Genomic DNA, 15,497 nt, shown 5'->3' on the forward strand with positions numbered 1-15,497 from the left:
ATTGATTAAGTGAATATACCATGGAAGAAAAATATAAACCGGAGTAGTGTATGGCCAATCTCTACGACTTGAAAAAATTCGACTTAAATCTTCTTGTCATATTTGAGTGTATTTACCAGCATTTAAGCATTAGCAAAGCTGCTGAATCACTATATATCACCCCATCAGCCGTGAGCCAGTCGTTACAACGCTTACGTGCGCAATTTAATGACCCTGTATTCATTCGCTCAGGAAAAGGTATCGCGCCGACGACAACAGGGTTGAATCTGCATCACCATCTTGAGAAAAACCTCAAAGGCCTTGAACAAACAATTAATATAGTCAATAAGTCCGAACTAAAGAAAAACTTTATTATCTACGGCCCTCAGCTCATTTCTTGCTCTAATAATAGTATGCTGATCCGCTGCCTACGGCAAGATGCCTCTGTCGAGATTGAGTGCCATGATATCCTCATGTCAGCAGAGAATGCTGAAGAACTGTTGGTTCACCGCAAAGCCGATCTGGTGATCACCCAAATGCCAGTGATCAGCCGTTCCGTCATTTGCATGCCATTGCATACAATTCGCAATACTCTAATTTGTAGTAATAAGCATCCGCGAATTACTGACAATAGCACTTATGAACAAATTATGGCAGAAGAGTTCACCCAATTAATATCCAAATCAGCAGGAGTTGATGATATTCAAATGGAAATAGACGAGAAGTTTATGAATCGCAAAATTTCATTTCGTGGTTCCTCTTTGCTGACAATAATTAATAGCATTGCAGTTACAGATTTACTGGGAATAGTCCCCTATGAACTTTATAACTCCCACCGTGACTTTCTTAATTTAAAAGAGATAAAACTAGAACATCCGTTACCTTCAATAAAGCTTTACATTTCCTATAATAAATCTTCTTTAAATAATTTGGTGTTCTCCCGATTTATTGACCGTCTAAATGAGAGTTTTTGATATATAACTACAGACAGCTACTATAACTTTCATCTATTTATTCACAGCGCGAATGAAAAATAAAACACTCTGCTTTACAGTGTTTACTTTATAATTAACAGTCTTATCTCACTGTTCACCCTGTAACGTTCAGAGAGCGTCTTCAGATGTCTATTTATAAAATTCCTCTTCCGCTCAATATTCTGGAAGCTGCACGAGAGCGTATTACCTGGACACTCAACACCCTACCCCGCGTTTGTGTCTCATTTTCTGGCGGCAAAAACTCTGGTTTAATGCTGCATCTGACAGCCGAACTTGCCCGACAAATGGGCAAAAAAATCTGCGTTTTGTTTATCGACTGGGAGGCGCAATTCTCTTGCACCATTAACTATGTTCAGTCCCTGCGCGAGTTGTACACCGATGTCATCGAAGAGTTTTACTGGGTTGCGCTCCCGCTTACGACGCAAAATTCCCTTTCACAATACCAACCCGAATGGCAGTGCTGGGAACCTGATGTCGAATGGGTGCGTCAGCCCCCGCAAGATGCGATAACCGATCCTGACTTTTTCTGCTTTTACCAGCCAGGCATGACCTTCGAACAATTTGTACGTGAGTTTGCCGAATGGTTTTCACAAAAACGTCCGGTGGCGATGATGATCGGCATCCGTGCGGATGAGTCCTACAACCGTTTTGTCGCCATCGCCAGTTTAAATAAACAACGTTTTGCCGACGATAAACCATGGACTACGGCCGCACCAGGCGGTCATAGCTGGTACATTTACCCCATTTACGACTGGAAAGTGGCTGATATCTGGACCTGGTATGCAAATCATCAAAATCTCTGCAACCCACTGTATAACCTAATGTATCAGGCAGGCGTTCCTCTGCGTCATATGCGAATTTGCGAACCTTTTGGCCCGGAGCAACGACAAGGATTATGGCTCTATCACGTTATCGAACCGGATCGCTGGGCTGCTATGTGCGCACGAGTCAGCGGGGTAAAAAGTGGCGGCATTTACGCCGGACATGATAATCATTTCTATGGGCATCGGAAAATCCTCAAGCCAGAACATTTAGACTGGCAAGAATATGCATTATTGCTGCTCAATAGCATGCCGGAAAAAACAGCTGAGCATTACCGCAATAAAATCGCCATTTATTTGCACTGGTATCAGAAAAAAGGCATCGAGGTTCCACAAACCCAGCAAGGGGACATTGGCGCGAAAGATATCCCCTCCTGGCGGCGGATATGCAAAGTTTTACTCAATAACGATTACTGGTGTCGGGCATTATCATTTAGTCCTACGAAAGCGAAGAACTATCAGCGTTATAACGAACGGATAAAAGGAAAACGTCAGGAATGGGGGATACTATGCAACAACGATTAACGCAGGATTTAACGCAATTTCTCGCCAGCTTGCCGGAAGATGATCGCATCAAAGCGATTAATGAAATCCGCATGGCGATCCATCAGGTTAGCCCCTTTCGTGAAGAGCCAGTGGATTGCGTTCTGTGGGTTAAAAACAGCCAACTTATGCCTAATGATTACAACCCAAACAACGTGGCACCACCCGAAAAAAAACTGCTGCAAAAATCCATTGAAATAGATGGTTTTACCCAACCCATTGTGGTCACACATACGGATAAAAATGCCATGGAAATCGTGGATGGTTTTCACCGCCATGAAATTGGTAAAGGCTCATCATCATTAAAATTACGCTTAAAAGGTTATTTGCCGGTGATCTGTCTGGAAGGTACGCGTAATCAACGCATCGCCGCGACTATTCGTCATAATCGCGCTCGTGGACGCCATCAAATCACCGCCATGTCGGAAATCGTCCGTGAACTTAGCCAGTTGGGATGGGACGATAATAAAATTGGCAAAGAGCTGGGAATGGACAGCGACGAAGTGCTGCGCCTGAAGCAAATTAACGGCCTGCAAGAGCTGTTTGCCGACCGTCAATATTCCCGCGCCTGGACGGTTAAATAACTAAAGCTGGCGCAGGCGTTCAGCTGCTGCCAGCAACGTCGATTCCTTCTTGGCAAAACAGAGACGAATCAGTTTATGTGGGAAGGGATCGGCGCAAAACACCGACAGCGGAATCGCCGCTACGCCGTGCTCCTGCGTCAGCCACTGGCAAAACTCAACATCATCCAGGGTAGAAACCGCGCTGTAATCCACCAGCAAAAAGTATGTACCTTCACACGGTAAAATCTCCAGCCGGCTTTCATTTAAGGCATTTACCAGAATATCGCGCTTCTGGCGATAAAAGTCCGGTAACGCAAGATAATGCTCAGGTTCTGCACGTAGCATATCAGCAAGCGCCAGCTGTGCCGGGGTATTCACCGAAAAGGTCAGATACTGATGTACCTTGCGAATTTCGGCGCTGATGGGCGCTGGCGCAACACAATAACCCACTTTCCAGCCGGTCATATGATAGGTCTTGCCAAATGAAGAAACCGCCACTGCCCGCTCACGCAGCTGCGAATGCGCCAGCACACTGGCATGGCCCTGTTGTGAAAAGTTGATGTGCTCGTAGACTTCATCGCTAATGACAAAAATCTCGTGCCCGGCGATCGCCTGCCACAAAGCGGCGAAATCAGCCTGCTGCCAGACAGTTGCACTGGAGTTATGCGGAGTGTTGAGGATCACCAGTCTGGTGCGCTCGCTTAATAATGCGGCAAATTCCTGCCAGTCAACGCGAAAATGCGGTGGTTGCAGTGCCATACGCTTCACTATTCCCCCAGAAAGCGCGATGGCGGGGGCGTAACTGTCATAGCTGGGATCAAAACAAATCACTTCATCGCCATTGCGCACCAGTGCGGTAATCGCCGCGTATAACGCTTCCGTCGCCCCTGCCGTTACGGTGATATCGCTATCGGCATCTGGTTGATAGCCATACAAACGTTCCGTTTTCTGAGCAATCGCCTCGCGCAAGGCCTGCACGCCGGTCATGGGCGCGTATTGGTTTGCCCCCTGGGCAACGTGGTACGCCAGCCGCTCCTGTAAATAGCGCGGACCATCAAAATCAGGAAAGCCTTGCGACAGGTTAATCGCCTGGTGTTGCTGCGCCAGCGCGCTCATCTGGGTGAAAATAGTGGTGCCAAGTTGTGGAAGTTTGCTTTGTGGAATCAGAGGGTTATTTGTCATTTTTATTGTACCTGACGAAGTTGCGTGTTGAAGGCACTATAACACGATGCTAGTATTTGGCAATCAAGACGTTTAGATGTCTAAATAAAACAATAAGGACAACACAACATGCCTCACAATCCTATCCGCGTGGTCGTCGGCCCGGCTAACTACTTTTCACATCCAGGAAGTTTCAATCACCTGAACGATTTTTTCACTGATGAACAACTTTCTCGCGCGGTGTGGATCTACGGCAAACGCGCCATTGCTGCGGCGCAAACCAAACTTCCGCCAGCGTTTGGACTTCCAGGGGCAAAGCATATTTTGTTTCGTGGTCATTGCAGCGAAAGCGATGTACAGCAACTGGCGGCTGAGTCCGGTGACGATCGCAGCGTGGTGATTGGCGTCGGCGGCGGCGCACTGCTCGACACCGCGAAAGCCCTCGCCCGCCGTCTCGGTCTGCCATTTGTTGCCGTTCCGACGATCGCCGCTACCTGCGCCGCCTGGACACCGCTCTCCGTCTGGTATAACGATGCCGGACAGGCGCTGCATTATGAGATTTTCGACGACGCCAATTTTATGGTGCTGGTGGAACCAGAGATTATCCTCAACGCGCCGCAACAATATCTGCTGGCGGGGATCGGTGACACGCTGGCGAAATGGTATGAAGCGGTGGTGCTGGCTCCGCAACCAGAAACGTTGCCGCTAACCGTGCGACTGGGGATCAATAATGCGCAGGCCATTCGCGACGTATTGTTAAACAGTAGCGAACAGGCGCTGAGCGATCAGCAAAATCAACAGTTAACGCAATCATTTTGCGATGTGGTGGATGCTATTATTGCTGGTGGTGGGATGGTCGGTGGTCTGGGCGATCGTTTTACGCGTGTGGCGGCGGCTCATGCCGTGCATAACGGTCTGACTGTCCTGCCGCAAACCGAGAAATTTCTCCACGGCACCAAAGTCGCTTATGGCATTCTGGTACAAAGCGCCTTGCTAGGTCAGGATGATGTGCTGGCGCAATTAACCGGGGCGTATCAGCGTTTTCATCTGCCGACCACGCTGGCGGAGCTGGAAATGGATATCAATAATCATGCGGAGATCGACAAAGTGATTACCCACACCCTGCGTCCGGTGGAATACATTCATTACCTGCCAGTCACGCTGACACCAGATACGTTGCGTGCAGCGTTCGAAAAAGTGGAATCGTTTAAAGCCTGACGTGCAAATTTAGCAGCAGCGCGCGCCGCCTTTTCCACCGTAGCGCGCGTCCTGCCGCTCACGGAAAAACTCTTCGTAGGTCATCGGCGTTTGATCGGGATGGTTAACCCGCATATGTTCGACATAGTTGTCGTAATCAGGCATACCAATCATCAGCTTCGCCGCCTGACCTAAATATTTTCCGGCTTTTGCCAGTGAATCAAACATCTTGGCCTCCGCTAACCATGTTGCTGAAAGAGTGCCGGATGCGGCGTGAACGCCTTATCCGGCCTACAAATGCTATCAACGCGCTCGGTCAGTCCCCTCGCCCCATCGGGGAGAGGGTTAGGGTGAGGAGGAACCCTCGGCACTATGCCAACATTCGCCAACATCCCCCCTCACTCTGACTTTAGTGTGCGCCTTTTGCCTGCGCCACGATCTCCTCGACATTTTCCGGCATTGGCTCATACGGCGTTTCTTTCGCCGTTGGCTTCGGATCTTTCAATGCCGCCAGTGCCGACTTAATCGAGAACAGCGCCAGAACCACCACGACCACCATAAAGAAGATGGTTAACCCGGCATCCAGACGGTTGTTGAACACCAGTTGCGCCAGCTGTGACTCAGTATACTGCGACGGAATATTGCCGCTGTCGATCATTGCCTGGAACTTATTAGCAATGGCCAGGAAGCCGACTTTCGCATCCGGGCTAAACGCTTTCTGCCAGCCTGCGGTCAGGGTACAAATCAGCAGCCAGGCCGTTGGTACCAGCGCCACCCAGGCGTAACGTTGACGTTTCATCTTGAACAACACCACGGCACAGAGCATCAGCGCCATCCCTGCCAGCATCTGGTTGGCAATACCAAACAGCGGCCACAGAGTGTTAATGCCGCCCAGCGGATCGACCACGCCCTGATGGAGGAAGTAGCCCCACGCCAGTACGCACAGCGCTGTTGCCAGCAGGTTAGCAGGCAGTGAATCGGTCCGCTTCAGGCCAGGAGACACCACGCCCAGCAGATCCTGCAACATAAAGCGCGCAGCACGCGTACCCGCATCTACCGCCGTCAGAATAAACAGAGCTTCAAACAGAATGGCGAAGTGATACCAGAACGCCACATCCATCATACCACCCAGCGCACCGTGCAGGATGTAAGCCATCCCCACCGCCAGCGTCGGCGCACCGCCCGCACGGGAAATGATCGACTGTTCACCCACTTCGCTGGCAATCTGGTTGAGCGTATCCGGAGTAATCGCAAAGCCCCAGCTACTCACCACCTGCGCGGCAGAAGCGACCACATCCGCCGTCCCTGCCGGAGCCAGCACCGCCATCGGGCTGTTCATGGCGAAGTACACGCCCGGATCGATGATACAGGCGGAAACCAGTGCCATAATCGCCACGAAGGATTCCATTAACATTCCACCGTAGCCGATAAAGCACGCCTGCCCTTCGTTCGCCAGCATCTTCGGCGTGGTGCCGGAAGAGATCAGCGCATGGAAGCCTGACACCGCGCCACAGGCGATGGTGATAAACAGGAACGGGAACAGATTACCGGTCCATACCGGGCCAGTGCCATCGACAAATTTGGTCAGCGCAGGCATGGTCAGCGTCGGACGCATAATCAAAATGCCTACCGCCAGACCAACGATAGTCCCGATTTTCAGGAAGGTAGAGAGGTAGTCACGCGGGGCCAGCAGTAACCACACCGGCAGCACCGCCGCCACAAAACCGTAGCCCACCAGCATCCAGGTCAGCTGCACGCCGGTAAAGTCAAAGTACGGTGCCCAGGTCGGGCTTTCTGCCACCCAGCCGCCAGAGATAATGGCAAAAATAAGGAACACCAGGCCAATCACTGACACTTCGCCAATACGCCCCGGACGCAGATAGCGCAGGTAGATTCCCATAAAAATCGCCAGCGGAATGGTGAACGCAACGGTATACGTTCCCCACGGGCTATGAGTCAGGGCTTTCACCACGATCATCGCCAGTACTGCAAGGATAATGACCATGATCATAAAGCAGGCTACCAGCGCAATCACCCCGGCAGTTGGCCCCATCTCTTCTTTGACCAGCTCACCCAGCGAGCGACCGTCACGGCGCGTAGAAACAAACAGCACCATGAAATCCTGCACCGCACCGGCGAGAACCACCCCGGCGAGCAGCCAGATCATCCCCGGCAGGTAGCCCATTTGCGCTGCCAGCACCGGCCCCACCAGCGGCCCTGCTCCGGCAATGGCCGCAAAATGGTGACCGAACAGCACTTTCTTGTCCGTCGGCACATAGTCCAGCCCGTCGTTATGGCGCACCGCTGGCGTCATACGCGTCGGGTCAACCGCCAGCACATTTTTGGCGATATACAGCCCATAAAAACGGTAAGCGATCAGATAGATACAGACCGACGCCACCACAATCCACAGCGCGTTGATCTGTTCCCCACGATTTAAAGCAATGTATCCCAGAGCAAATGCTCCCATTACAGAGAGCACTGTCCAGACGAGGTATTTCCCTGATTTGTTCATAGTTGTTATCCGTGTGCGTGTCCATAGAGATGTTACATTTTGTTTCTATAACATCTTTGTACGATTTAACAACACGGTAACCATGTAAATCGGAGTTGAAACCAATATTTAACTTAACAATGTTAACTCGATCACTCCGTTAACCGAGTTTTCCTGCAATCTCATTTAATTCTGTCGGGCTCATCCCAAAACTGCCGTACCCAGCCGACAAGTGCAGCAACGCCGCCCCTGTTCATCGAAAACGATGATTTCCCAGCTCTGATTTTGCCGCCCAAGATGCAGCGGCTGGCAGACGCCGCGTACCTTGCCTTCAGACACCGGGCGATGATGGGTGGCGTTAAGTTCCGTACCCACCACACACTGCCCGTCACGGGTCATCATAAATCCGGCCATCGATCCCAGCGTTTCAGCCAGCGCCGCCGACGCGCCGCCATGCAGCAGGCCAAACGGCTGATGAGTACGGGTATCAACCGGCATTTCGGCTTCCAGCACATCATCTCCCAGACGGGTATACACAATTCCCAGATGCGCCACCATTGTGTTATCGCTGGTGGCGTTCAGTTCGTCGAGCGTTAAATGGCGTTTCCAGATCATGCTTATGCCCCAGCGTTGAGCCGCCATCGACCACAATATCCTGTAGGGTGATATGGCTGGCGAGGTCAGAGGCGAGGAACAAAATCGTGTTGGCGATCTCTTGTGGACGGGCGATTTTCCCCAGCGGAATGCCGAGTTTAAACTGCTCGCCAAAGCCGCGAATACGCTGTTCTTCGGCGTCATCGCTCACCCACAGCGTGCGTTGCATATCGGTGTCGGTGGAGCCAGGCGAAACCACATTACAGCGCACGCCGCTAACCGCCAGTTCCAGCCCGACGCTCAACGCCAGGCTTTTCAGCGCCGCTTTCGATGCGCCATAAGCACTCATACCAATACGCGGCGTGTGTGCGGCGTCGGACGCCACAGTGACAATCGCCCCGCCCCGCTGACGGCGAAACTGGTTCATGGTTTGCTGAAACAGGTTAAACGCACCGCCGACGTTAACCGCAAAAGTCTGCTGCCAGTCCTCTTTACTGAGCTGATCGGTCGCGCCCATGCGCAAAATTCCCGCCGCATTGACCAGCACGTCCAGTCGCTCCGTTTCAGCTAACAGTCGCTGACATACCTGCGCGACCTGCGCAGCATCGGCAACATCCATCACTTCGGTCGCAAAGGGATATTGCTCCTGAGCGAACGCTTGATCAAAACCGGTAACTTTCGCTCCCGCTTCAACAAACGCCAGCGCCGTGGCGTAGCCGATACCTTTACCTGCGCCGGTTACCCAGACATTTTTACCGCTGAAATCCATTATTTCACCTCGCGGGAGAGTAGCTTCCACCAGGCGTCGATGGTCGGGTTTTTCGCCAGCATGACAAAGTCGATATCGCCATGCACTTTGCGCCAGCGCGCCGCCAGCGCCATCATGCGCACCGAATCCAGACCGTAGTCGATCAGGTTGTCGTCATCGAACGGTTCATCGGACTCGTCCAGCAACGGCAGGATAACCTCACGCAGCGCCGCTTTCCTGGCGGGGACAGGTGCTGGCAGTAATCCTTCAGTCATCACCACCCGGCCAGACCGCCCGGCCACATATTTCAGCGACATCAAATGCTCGTCACGGCTGAAATCGGCCAGCGCATCCGCCACCATAAACGGTTTAATATCGCGCATAAATGCGTCGGTTGCGGTGGTCATACAGCCAATGTGGGCATATACCCCGGTAATAATCAGCTGGTTACGTCCACTCTCTTTGAGCATTTGCTCCAGCGGAGAACGATGAAACGCGCTGTAGCGCCACTTCACCAGCACCGTGTCGTCGGCATCTGGCGTCAGGCGATCCACCACCTTTTGCTGTTCCGGCGAACGGGTCAGGCCCGGCCCCCACATATCATTCAACAGCGCCCGATCTTCATCGCTCTGCTCTTTCGGCTGGGCGGTGTAATAAACCGGGATATTGTGCTGTTTGCAGTAGTCGCGCAGCGCAGCAATATTCGCGATCACCTGCTCCATCATCGGGCAGTTCTCGCCCCAGAAGCTGACAAAATAGTCCTGCATATCATGGATTAACAACGCGGCACGTTGCGGTTCAAAGGCCCAGTCAACTTTATTCTGCGGAATATCGTGAGACTCCGGCAGTGCGTAAGCCTGTAATTTTGGAATAGCCATCGTGTTCTCTCCTTCAGGCTGATGCGCGTGACGCCAGCCACTGACGTAATTGTTTTTTATCGACTTTCCCGACCGCCGTCAGCGGAAGTGAATCCACACACTCCACGCGATCCGGTAATTTAAATTCGGCAATACCCTGTTCACGCAGGAAACGACGCACCTGCACCGCGCGCAGCGGCTCTTTTACCACCAGATAAGCACAGCTTTTTTCGCCCATCAGCTCATCTTCCATGCTCACCAGTGCGGCATAGATCACCGCCGGATGGCGCAGCAGCAGGTTTTCGATCTCTTCGGCAGCGATCTTCTCGCCGCCACGGTTGATCTGATCTTTCTCGCGCCCCTGCACGGTGATGTAACCCTCTGGATCAATAGAGATCAGATCGCCGGAACAGTAAAAACCGTTGGCATCAAAGGCACTGGCATTGTGCTGCGGACTTTTGTAATAACCGCGGAAGGTGTACGGCCCGCGCGTCATCAGGCGTCCAACTTCCCCTTGCGGCAGTGGATTTCCTTCAGCATCAGCAACCCATACTTCATCGTCCGGACACATTGGGTAACCCTGGGTATGGATAATTTTCTCCGCGCTATCATCAAGTCGGGTGTAGTTCACCAGCCCTTCCGCCATGCCAAACACCTGCTGCAACTGGCAGCCAATCTCAGCGGAAATACGCGCCGCAAGGGTGGCAGAAAGACGTGCGCCGCCGACCTGTAACAGTTTCAGCGAGGCAAGCTGCGCCCGGCTTTCGCCTTCAGCCAGCGCCTGCAACCACAGGCTGACTGCCGGCGGCACCAGCGCGGTAACGTTAACCTGATGTTTTGCAATCAACGGGAAGCAAAGCGTGGCGCTGGGATCGGCCGCCAGAACAACCGTTCCTCCGGCAAGAAAGACGCCCAGCGATCCTGGCGAACTCATAGCGTAGTTATGAGCCGCCGGGATCGCGCACAGGTAGCGTGTCTGTTGTGTGAACTGACAAATCTCGACGCTACGACGCACGCTGTAGTAGTAGTCGTTATGAGTGCGCGGGATCAGCTTCGGTGTACCGGTGGTGCCGCCGGAAAGCTGGAAATAGGCCACTTCATCAGCAGGTGATGGCGTAGCAGTAAAACCGTCTGCCGGATGGTTAATCGCATCCTGCAAGTTATGCTCACCGCTGTCGTTGAGCAGTTGCACCACGCGAATGGAGGAATGTTCTGTGACGAAAGTATTGAGGAAATCATCCCCGCTAAACAGCGCATGTTGGCGATCGGCAATCAGTAACGCCGGTTCAATCTGGCTGGCATAGGCGTTCAGTTCACTACGCTGATGGCTGAACAACGCCAGCACCGGCGCAACGCCCAGTTTCAGCAGTGCGAAAAAGGTAATGTAAAGTTCAGCGACGTTACCCAGTTGTACCAGCGCGGTTTCACCGGGTTTAATGCCCTGACGGCGTAAACTACACGCGAGGTTATCCGCCGCCTGATTCAGCTCCCGGTAACTCAACTGTCGCTCGCCGTCGATAACCGCGATGCTGTCACTCGCAGCGTGGCGAGTCAGAATGTCGGTCAGCGGCAAATCCTGCCAGTAGCCTTTTTCCCGATAGCGACGGGCAAACTCTTCCGGCCAGCGGGTGAATGGAATGCTCATCCTCGCTCCTTAATGCAATCCAAAAACGTTCAACATGGTAGAAAGTTTGACGCCTGTTTCGCGCCACTCACCCAACGGTGACGACGCAGGCACAATCCCCGCTCCGGCAAACAGACGCACCTGATTTTCCCGCAGCTTCGCGCAGCGGATGGTCACCACCCATTCGCCGTTACCTTCGCTGTCACACCAACCCACAATGCCGCCAAACAGTTCGCGGTCAAACGGCTCCAGTTCAGCAATAACCTGGGTCGCGGCCTGATGCGGGAAACCGCTCAGCGCGGGGGTCGGATGCAGCAGACAGGCCAGAGTCAGTGCGTTTTCTTGCGAATTCGCTTTACCTTCAAAGGGAGTTGCGAGATGCCACAGCGTCGGCGTGGTAATCAATTGTGGAGAGGAGGGAACGTGTAACTCACTACTGCGTTCGCGCAGTACCTCTTTCATCGCCTGAGTCACCAGTTCATGTTCATGGCGATCTTTTTCTGACGCCAGCAGACGATTACCCGCTTCGCGATCGAGCACTTCATCCGGCTGACGACGCGCGGAACCGGCTAACGGAATGGAGCTAAAACGCTCGCCGTCTTTACGTAGCAGCAGTTCCGGGCTGGCCCCCAGCAGGACGCCACCATCAGCCAGCGGGACATGGAAGTTGTAACTAACCGGGTTTTGCGCAATCAACCGTTCCAGCAATACGCCACTATCAATGGCGGCGTCAGTGGTGATATCAATCAATCGTGACAACACCACTTTGTCGACCTGCGGCGTGGCGGTAAGTGCGGCGGCGCGGGCAACCATCTGTTCAAACGTGGTTTGTTCAGGAATTGCCTGGCGTTCCACCACGTTCAGCGACTGGCTGCGGGTAAAACAGTGGGCTGAGGTCTGTTTTTCCTGACGGGAGAACGACTGCCAGGATTCGGGAATATACAGCGACGAAGGCTGACGTGGATCGAAGGGAATCGCCCCGACCATCACCGGATTTTTGATGCCCTGCGCTTTGGCATCGGCAAACAGCGCGGCGAGTTTTTGCTGGAAGGGACTGTCGGGCGAATCCCCGTTCACAGCCGGTTCATCGAAGCGGGCGAAACATCCTGACGTCGTAAAACTGCGGTACGGCGACATAAAGAAAAAGCGATTGGGCGCAAGTGTTGCCATGGTCTGCTGTACTTCCTCAGCCAGTGACGTATCCATATCATCCTCCACAAAATGATAAAGGCTTTAATAATGATTATCATTTATATTTTCGGTCGCTAACCTAAAAGCAAACGCGCACTATGTCAACTCTTGAGGTAACGCAATCTGCAACTCGGGGTTGCATCTGGTTGTGGTTACAATGAAAATGAGAAGCATTATTGATGAATTCGCATAAGCGCAATGTGATGTCCTGCGCCGTTTTGCCCCCTCTCCCTTCCAGGGTGAGGGCTGGGGTGAGGGTTAATGTTCGCACCAGTGCTGGCTGTTCCCCTCACCCTAACCCTCTCCCCAAAGGGGCGAGGGGACGGATTGTGCGCTTTGTCGAATTTGTCATTACGCCCTTAACCTTATTAATAACAGGAAGCTGACTTGTGAGACTCGCCCCGCTCTACCGCAACGCCCTTCTATTAACAGGACTTTTGCTTTCAGGAATAGCCGTAGTTCAGGCCGCCGACTGGCCGCGTCAGATTACTGACAGCCGGGGCACTCATACCCTGGAAAGCCAGCCGCAGCGTATTGTTTCCACCAGCGTCACCCTGACCGGATCACTGCTGGCGATTGATGCTCCGGTGATCGCCAGCGGCGCGACCACGCCGAATAACCGCGTCGCAGATGACCAGGGCTTTTTACGCCAGTGGAGCAAGGTGGCGAAAGAACGCAAACTGCAACGGCTCTATATCGGCGAACCGAGCGCCGAAGCCGTTGCCGCGCAAATGCCGGATCTGATTTTAATTAGCGCAACCGGCGGGGATTCGGCGCTGGCGCTGTATGATCAGCTTTCCACCATCGCCCCGACATTAATCATCAATTACGACGACAAAAGCTGGCAGTCGCTGTTAACGCAGCTTGGCGAAATTACCGGGCATGAGAAACAAGCGGCAGAGCGGATTGCACAGTTTGATAAGCAACTGGCAGCGGCGAAAGAGCAAATCAAATTACCGCCGCAGCCGGTCACTGCCATTGTCTATACCGCCGCTGCACACAGTGCCAATCTCTGGACGCCGGAATCAGCACAAGGGCAGATGCTGGAACAACTCGGCTTTACGCTGGCGAAGTTGCCCGCAGGGTTAAACGCCAGCCAAAGCCAGGGCAAACGCCATGACATCATTCAGCTTGGTGGGGAAAATCTGGCTGCTGGGTTAAACGGTGAATCGCTATTCCTGTTCGCCGGTGATCAGAAAGACGCCGATGCGATTTATGCCAATCCACTGCTCGCGCACCTGCCTGCAGTACAAAACAAGCAGGTTTATACGCTGGGAACCGAGACGTTCCGCCTGGATTACTACAGCGCCATGCAAGTGCTGGACAGACTTAATTCACTGTTAAAAAAAGATTGATAAAACATACAATTAGAGCACTAATAATCCCCTCGCCCCTTTGGGGAGAGGGTTAGGGTGAGGGGAAAATGCACCTTTAGCTAACTGTCAGACGCTGTCACCTGCGGCGGCGTCTGGCGAAAACGTCGCAACTCCACCAGCACCAGCAATAACAACACGCCGATAATCAACAAACCAAAACCGCTCGCGCTTGCGGAAGCAACCGGTGTCATCATCGCGCCCAAACCACCCAACAGCGCCGCGCCTATGGCATCGCCCGTCACGTTCTGCGCCGTCCACAAACCGTTAATCCGCCCTAACATCGCTTCCGGGGTTTGCGTTTGCAGCATTGTATATTGCAGCAACGAACTAACCGCGCTCAGCCAGCCGAACAGCGCCAGACAAACCACGCCTAAAATCCACATCGGCATCAGGCCAAACAGACCAATGGCGAGGAACGATCCCAGCGTGGAGAGCAGCATCAATAACCCTGGTCGCGCACTATGTGCCAGCTTCCCGCTGGTTAACGCACCAATAGCCGCACCGAGCGGGATCGCCGCATAGAGAAAACCAATCTGTGCCGCCGACATCTGCCAGTTGTCAGCCAGCGCCGGATACAGTACCCGCACCGCGCTCGCCATCGTCAATAAACCACCCAGCAACGCAATCCCTCCTACCAGCGGGCTGGCGAGCAGAAAACGAAATCCTGCCAGTAATGATTTCAACGGATGCTCGCGCGGCTGCGGTGGCGGTGGCAACGCCGGAAGGCTTAACAACGGTAGCAAGGTAATAAACGTGCCCGCCGCCGCCAGCCCGTAGTTCCAGGCTACGCCGCCGGTCGCCAGCAATAAACCGCCAATCATGGGCGAAATCACCGACCCCAGACGCACGGTCAACATGGTGATCGCCCCGGCCTGCATTAAGTTTTCACGCCCTACCAGTGCAGGTGTTGCCGCCAGTAGCGCCGTAACACCAAGTGATGCGAAAAAACCATCCCATAAACCAAGTAAATAGATTGCCAGCAATGACGGCTCCGGCAGCAGCGCGTTCAGGCACAGTCCAATGAAGCCAATGCCACAGGTGCCGCGCGCCAGCAAAATCACTTTTTTGCGCTCATAGCGATCCGCCAGCACACCGCCAACCATCAGGCCAACAAACATCGCGCCGCCGGTCAGCGTCACCGAAAGCCCCACCTGCCAGGTAGAATGCGTCATCATCTGGATCTGCACCGGCACCGCGACGCCGAGCAAACCCAGAGACACAATTGAGATAAAACGAGCGAGGAATACTGCGCGAAACGCCGGGTGCGTTTTCAACAGGCTGAGGTTAAGCAGCCAGGATTGTTTATTCATTACAATGCCTTGCCATCAAATATTTTAAATACCTATTCTTAGGC

General features: G+C 53.1%; 14 protein-coding genes. 5 read left to right on the forward strand and 9 right to left on the reverse strand.

Translation table 11 applies throughout. The annotated features are described in order from the left end of the window. Positions 1-50: 50 nt before the first annotated feature. From citR to C1P89_RS12815, 3 genes are all read left to right on the forward strand, one after another. The gene (gene citR, locus C1P89_RS12805; protein ID WP_000002480.1) at positions 51-953 is read left to right on the forward strand and encodes a DNA-binding transcriptional repressor CitR; all 903 of its coding nucleotides are present in this window, start codon (positions 51-53) and stop codon (positions 951-953) included. A gap of 146 nt (positions 954-1,099) precedes the next feature. After that, a complete protein-coding gene (locus tag C1P89_RS12810; RefSeq protein WP_000029836.1) occupies positions 1,100-2,320 on the forward strand; it encodes a phosphoadenosine phosphosulfate reductase in 1,221 nt (406 codons plus the stop codon). Beyond that, complete coding sequence (locus tag C1P89_RS12815; RefSeq protein WP_000502944.1) at positions 2,293-2,922, forward strand: IbrB-like domain-containing protein; 630 nt, start codon at positions 2,293-2,295, stop codon at positions 2,920-2,922. The genes C1P89_RS12810 and C1P89_RS12815 overlap by 28 nt, the downstream gene beginning before the upstream one ends. Here the strand turns inward: C1P89_RS12815 and ybdL are convergent, their stop codons facing one another. Next, on the reverse strand, positions 2,923-4,083 hold the full coding sequence (gene ybdL, locus C1P89_RS12820) for a methionine-oxo-acid transaminase (RefSeq protein ID WP_000183931.1): 1,161 nt from the start codon (positions 4,081-4,083) through the stop codon (positions 2,923-2,925). Between the two features lie 108 nt (positions 4,084-4,191). On the opposite strand from ybdL, the gene hcxA reads away from it, so the two are divergent. Further along, on the forward strand, positions 4,192-5,280 hold the full coding sequence (hcxA, locus tag C1P89_RS12825) for a hydroxycarboxylate dehydrogenase HcxA (protein ID WP_001120463.1): 1,089 nt from the start codon (positions 4,192-4,194) through the stop codon (positions 5,278-5,280). Between the two features lie 9 nt (positions 5,281-5,289). Here hcxA and C1P89_RS12830 read toward each other — a convergent pair whose 3' ends face one another. The 7 genes from C1P89_RS12830 to entC all read right to left on the reverse strand — a co-directional run bounded on the left by C1P89_RS12830 (position 5,290) and on the right by entC (position 12,782). Further along, on the reverse strand, positions 5,290-5,487 hold the full coding sequence (locus C1P89_RS12830; RefSeq protein ID WP_000460431.1) for a YbdD/YjiX family protein: 198 nt from the start codon (positions 5,485-5,487) through the stop codon (positions 5,290-5,292). A gap of 181 nt (positions 5,488-5,668) precedes the next feature. Then, positions 5,669-7,774 carry a pyruvate/proton symporter CstA gene (gene cstA, locus C1P89_RS12835; RefSeq protein ID WP_001043132.1) on the reverse strand — a complete coding sequence of 702 codons (2,106 nt, stop codon included), beginning with the start codon at positions 7,772-7,774 and terminating at the stop codon, positions 5,669-5,671. 180 nt (positions 7,775-7,954) lie between these two features. Further along, positions 7,955-8,368: a proofreading thioesterase EntH gene (gene entH / locus C1P89_RS12840; protein WP_000637949.1), complete on the reverse strand. Its 414-nt coding sequence runs from the start codon at positions 8,366-8,368 to the stop codon at positions 7,955-7,957. After that, positions 8,316-9,116 (reverse strand): 2,3-dihydro-2,3-dihydroxybenzoate dehydrogenase EntA, encoded by an 801-nt coding sequence (gene entA / locus C1P89_RS12845; RefSeq protein ID WP_060552812.1) that lies wholly within the window; start codon positions 9,114-9,116, stop codon positions 8,316-8,318. The genes entH and entA overlap by 53 nt, the downstream gene beginning before the upstream one ends. Further along, the gene (entB, locus tag C1P89_RS12850) at positions 9,116-9,973 is read right to left on the reverse strand and encodes an enterobactin biosynthesis bifunctional isochorismatase/aryl carrier protein EntB (protein ID WP_001007145.1); all 858 of its coding nucleotides are present in this window, start codon (positions 9,971-9,973) and stop codon (positions 9,116-9,118) included. Before entB ends, entA begins: the two co-directional genes overlap by 1 nt. Positions 9,974-9,986: 13 nt before the next feature. Then, a complete protein-coding gene (gene entE / locus C1P89_RS12855) occupies positions 9,987-11,597 on the reverse strand; it encodes a (2,3-dihydroxybenzoyl)adenylate synthase EntE (protein WP_000026810.1) in 1,611 nt (536 codons plus the stop codon). A gap of 9 nt (positions 11,598-11,606) precedes the next feature. Further along, on the reverse strand, positions 11,607-12,782 hold the full coding sequence (gene entC, locus C1P89_RS12860; RefSeq protein ID WP_005141144.1) for an isochorismate synthase EntC: 1,176 nt from the start codon (positions 12,780-12,782) through the stop codon (positions 11,607-11,609). Positions 12,783-13,156: 374 nt separating this feature from the next. Here entC and fepB point away from each other — a divergent pair, with 374 nt between their 5' ends. After that, the gene (fepB, locus tag C1P89_RS12865; protein ID WP_001234334.1) at positions 13,157-14,122 is read left to right on the forward strand and encodes a Fe2+-enterobactin ABC transporter substrate-binding protein; all 966 of its coding nucleotides are present in this window, start codon (positions 13,157-13,159) and stop codon (positions 14,120-14,122) included. An 80-nt stretch (positions 14,123-14,202) separates the two neighbouring features. On the opposite strand, the gene entS is transcribed toward fepB, so the two are convergent. Further along, the gene (gene entS / locus C1P89_RS12870) at positions 14,203-15,453 is read right to left on the reverse strand and encodes an enterobactin transporter EntS (protein WP_001041789.1); all 1,251 of its coding nucleotides are present in this window, start codon (positions 15,451-15,453) and stop codon (positions 14,203-14,205) included. Between the last annotated feature and the right edge of the window lie 44 nt (positions 15,454-15,497).

The sequence above is a fragment of the Shigella sonnei genome, assembly GCF_002950395.1.
Taxonomy (GTDB): Bacteria; Pseudomonadota; Gammaproteobacteria; order Enterobacterales; family Enterobacteriaceae; genus ECMA0423.

Coding starts and splice junctions, on each gene's coding strand:
- citR (WP_000002480.1), top strand. CDS start 51: ATGGCCAATCTCTACGACTTGAAAAAATTCGACTTAAATCTTCTTGTC.
- C1P89_RS12810 (WP_000029836.1), top strand. CDS start 1,100: ATGTCTATTTATAAAATTCCTCTTCCGCTCAATATTCTGGAAGCTGCA.
- C1P89_RS12815 (WP_000502944.1), top strand. CDS start 2,293: ATGGGGGATACTATGCAACAACGATTAACGCAGGATTTAACGCAATTT.
- ybdL (WP_000183931.1), bottom strand. CDS start 4,083: ATGACAAATAACCCTCTGATTCCACAAAGCAAACTTCCACAACTTGGC.
- hcxA (WP_001120463.1), top strand. CDS start 4,192: ATGCCTCACAATCCTATCCGCGTGGTCGTCGGCCCGGCTAACTACTTT.
- C1P89_RS12830 (WP_000460431.1), bottom strand. CDS start 5,487: ATGTTTGATTCACTGGCAAAAGCCGGAAAATATTTAGGTCAGGCGGCG.
- cstA (WP_001043132.1), bottom strand. CDS start 7,774: ATGAACAAATCAGGGAAATACCTCGTCTGGACAGTGCTCTCTGTAATG.
- entH (WP_000637949.1), bottom strand. CDS start 8,368: ATGATCTGGAAACGCCATTTAACGCTCGACGAACTGAACGCCACCAGC.
- entA (WP_060552812.1), bottom strand. CDS start 9,116: ATGGATTTCAGCGGTAAAAATGTCTGGGTAACCGGCGCAGGTAAAGGT.
- entB (WP_001007145.1), bottom strand. CDS start 9,973: ATGGCTATTCCAAAATTACAGGCTTACGCACTGCCGGAGTCTCACGAT.
- entE (WP_000026810.1), bottom strand. CDS start 11,597: ATGAGCATTCCATTCACCCGCTGGCCGGAAGAGTTTGCCCGTCGCTAT.
- entC (WP_005141144.1), bottom strand. CDS start 12,782: ATGGATACGTCACTGGCTGAGGAAGTACAGCAGACCATGGCAACACTT.
- entS (WP_001041789.1), bottom strand. CDS start 15,453: ATGAATAAACAATCCTGGCTGCTTAACCTCAGCCTGTTGAAAACGCAC.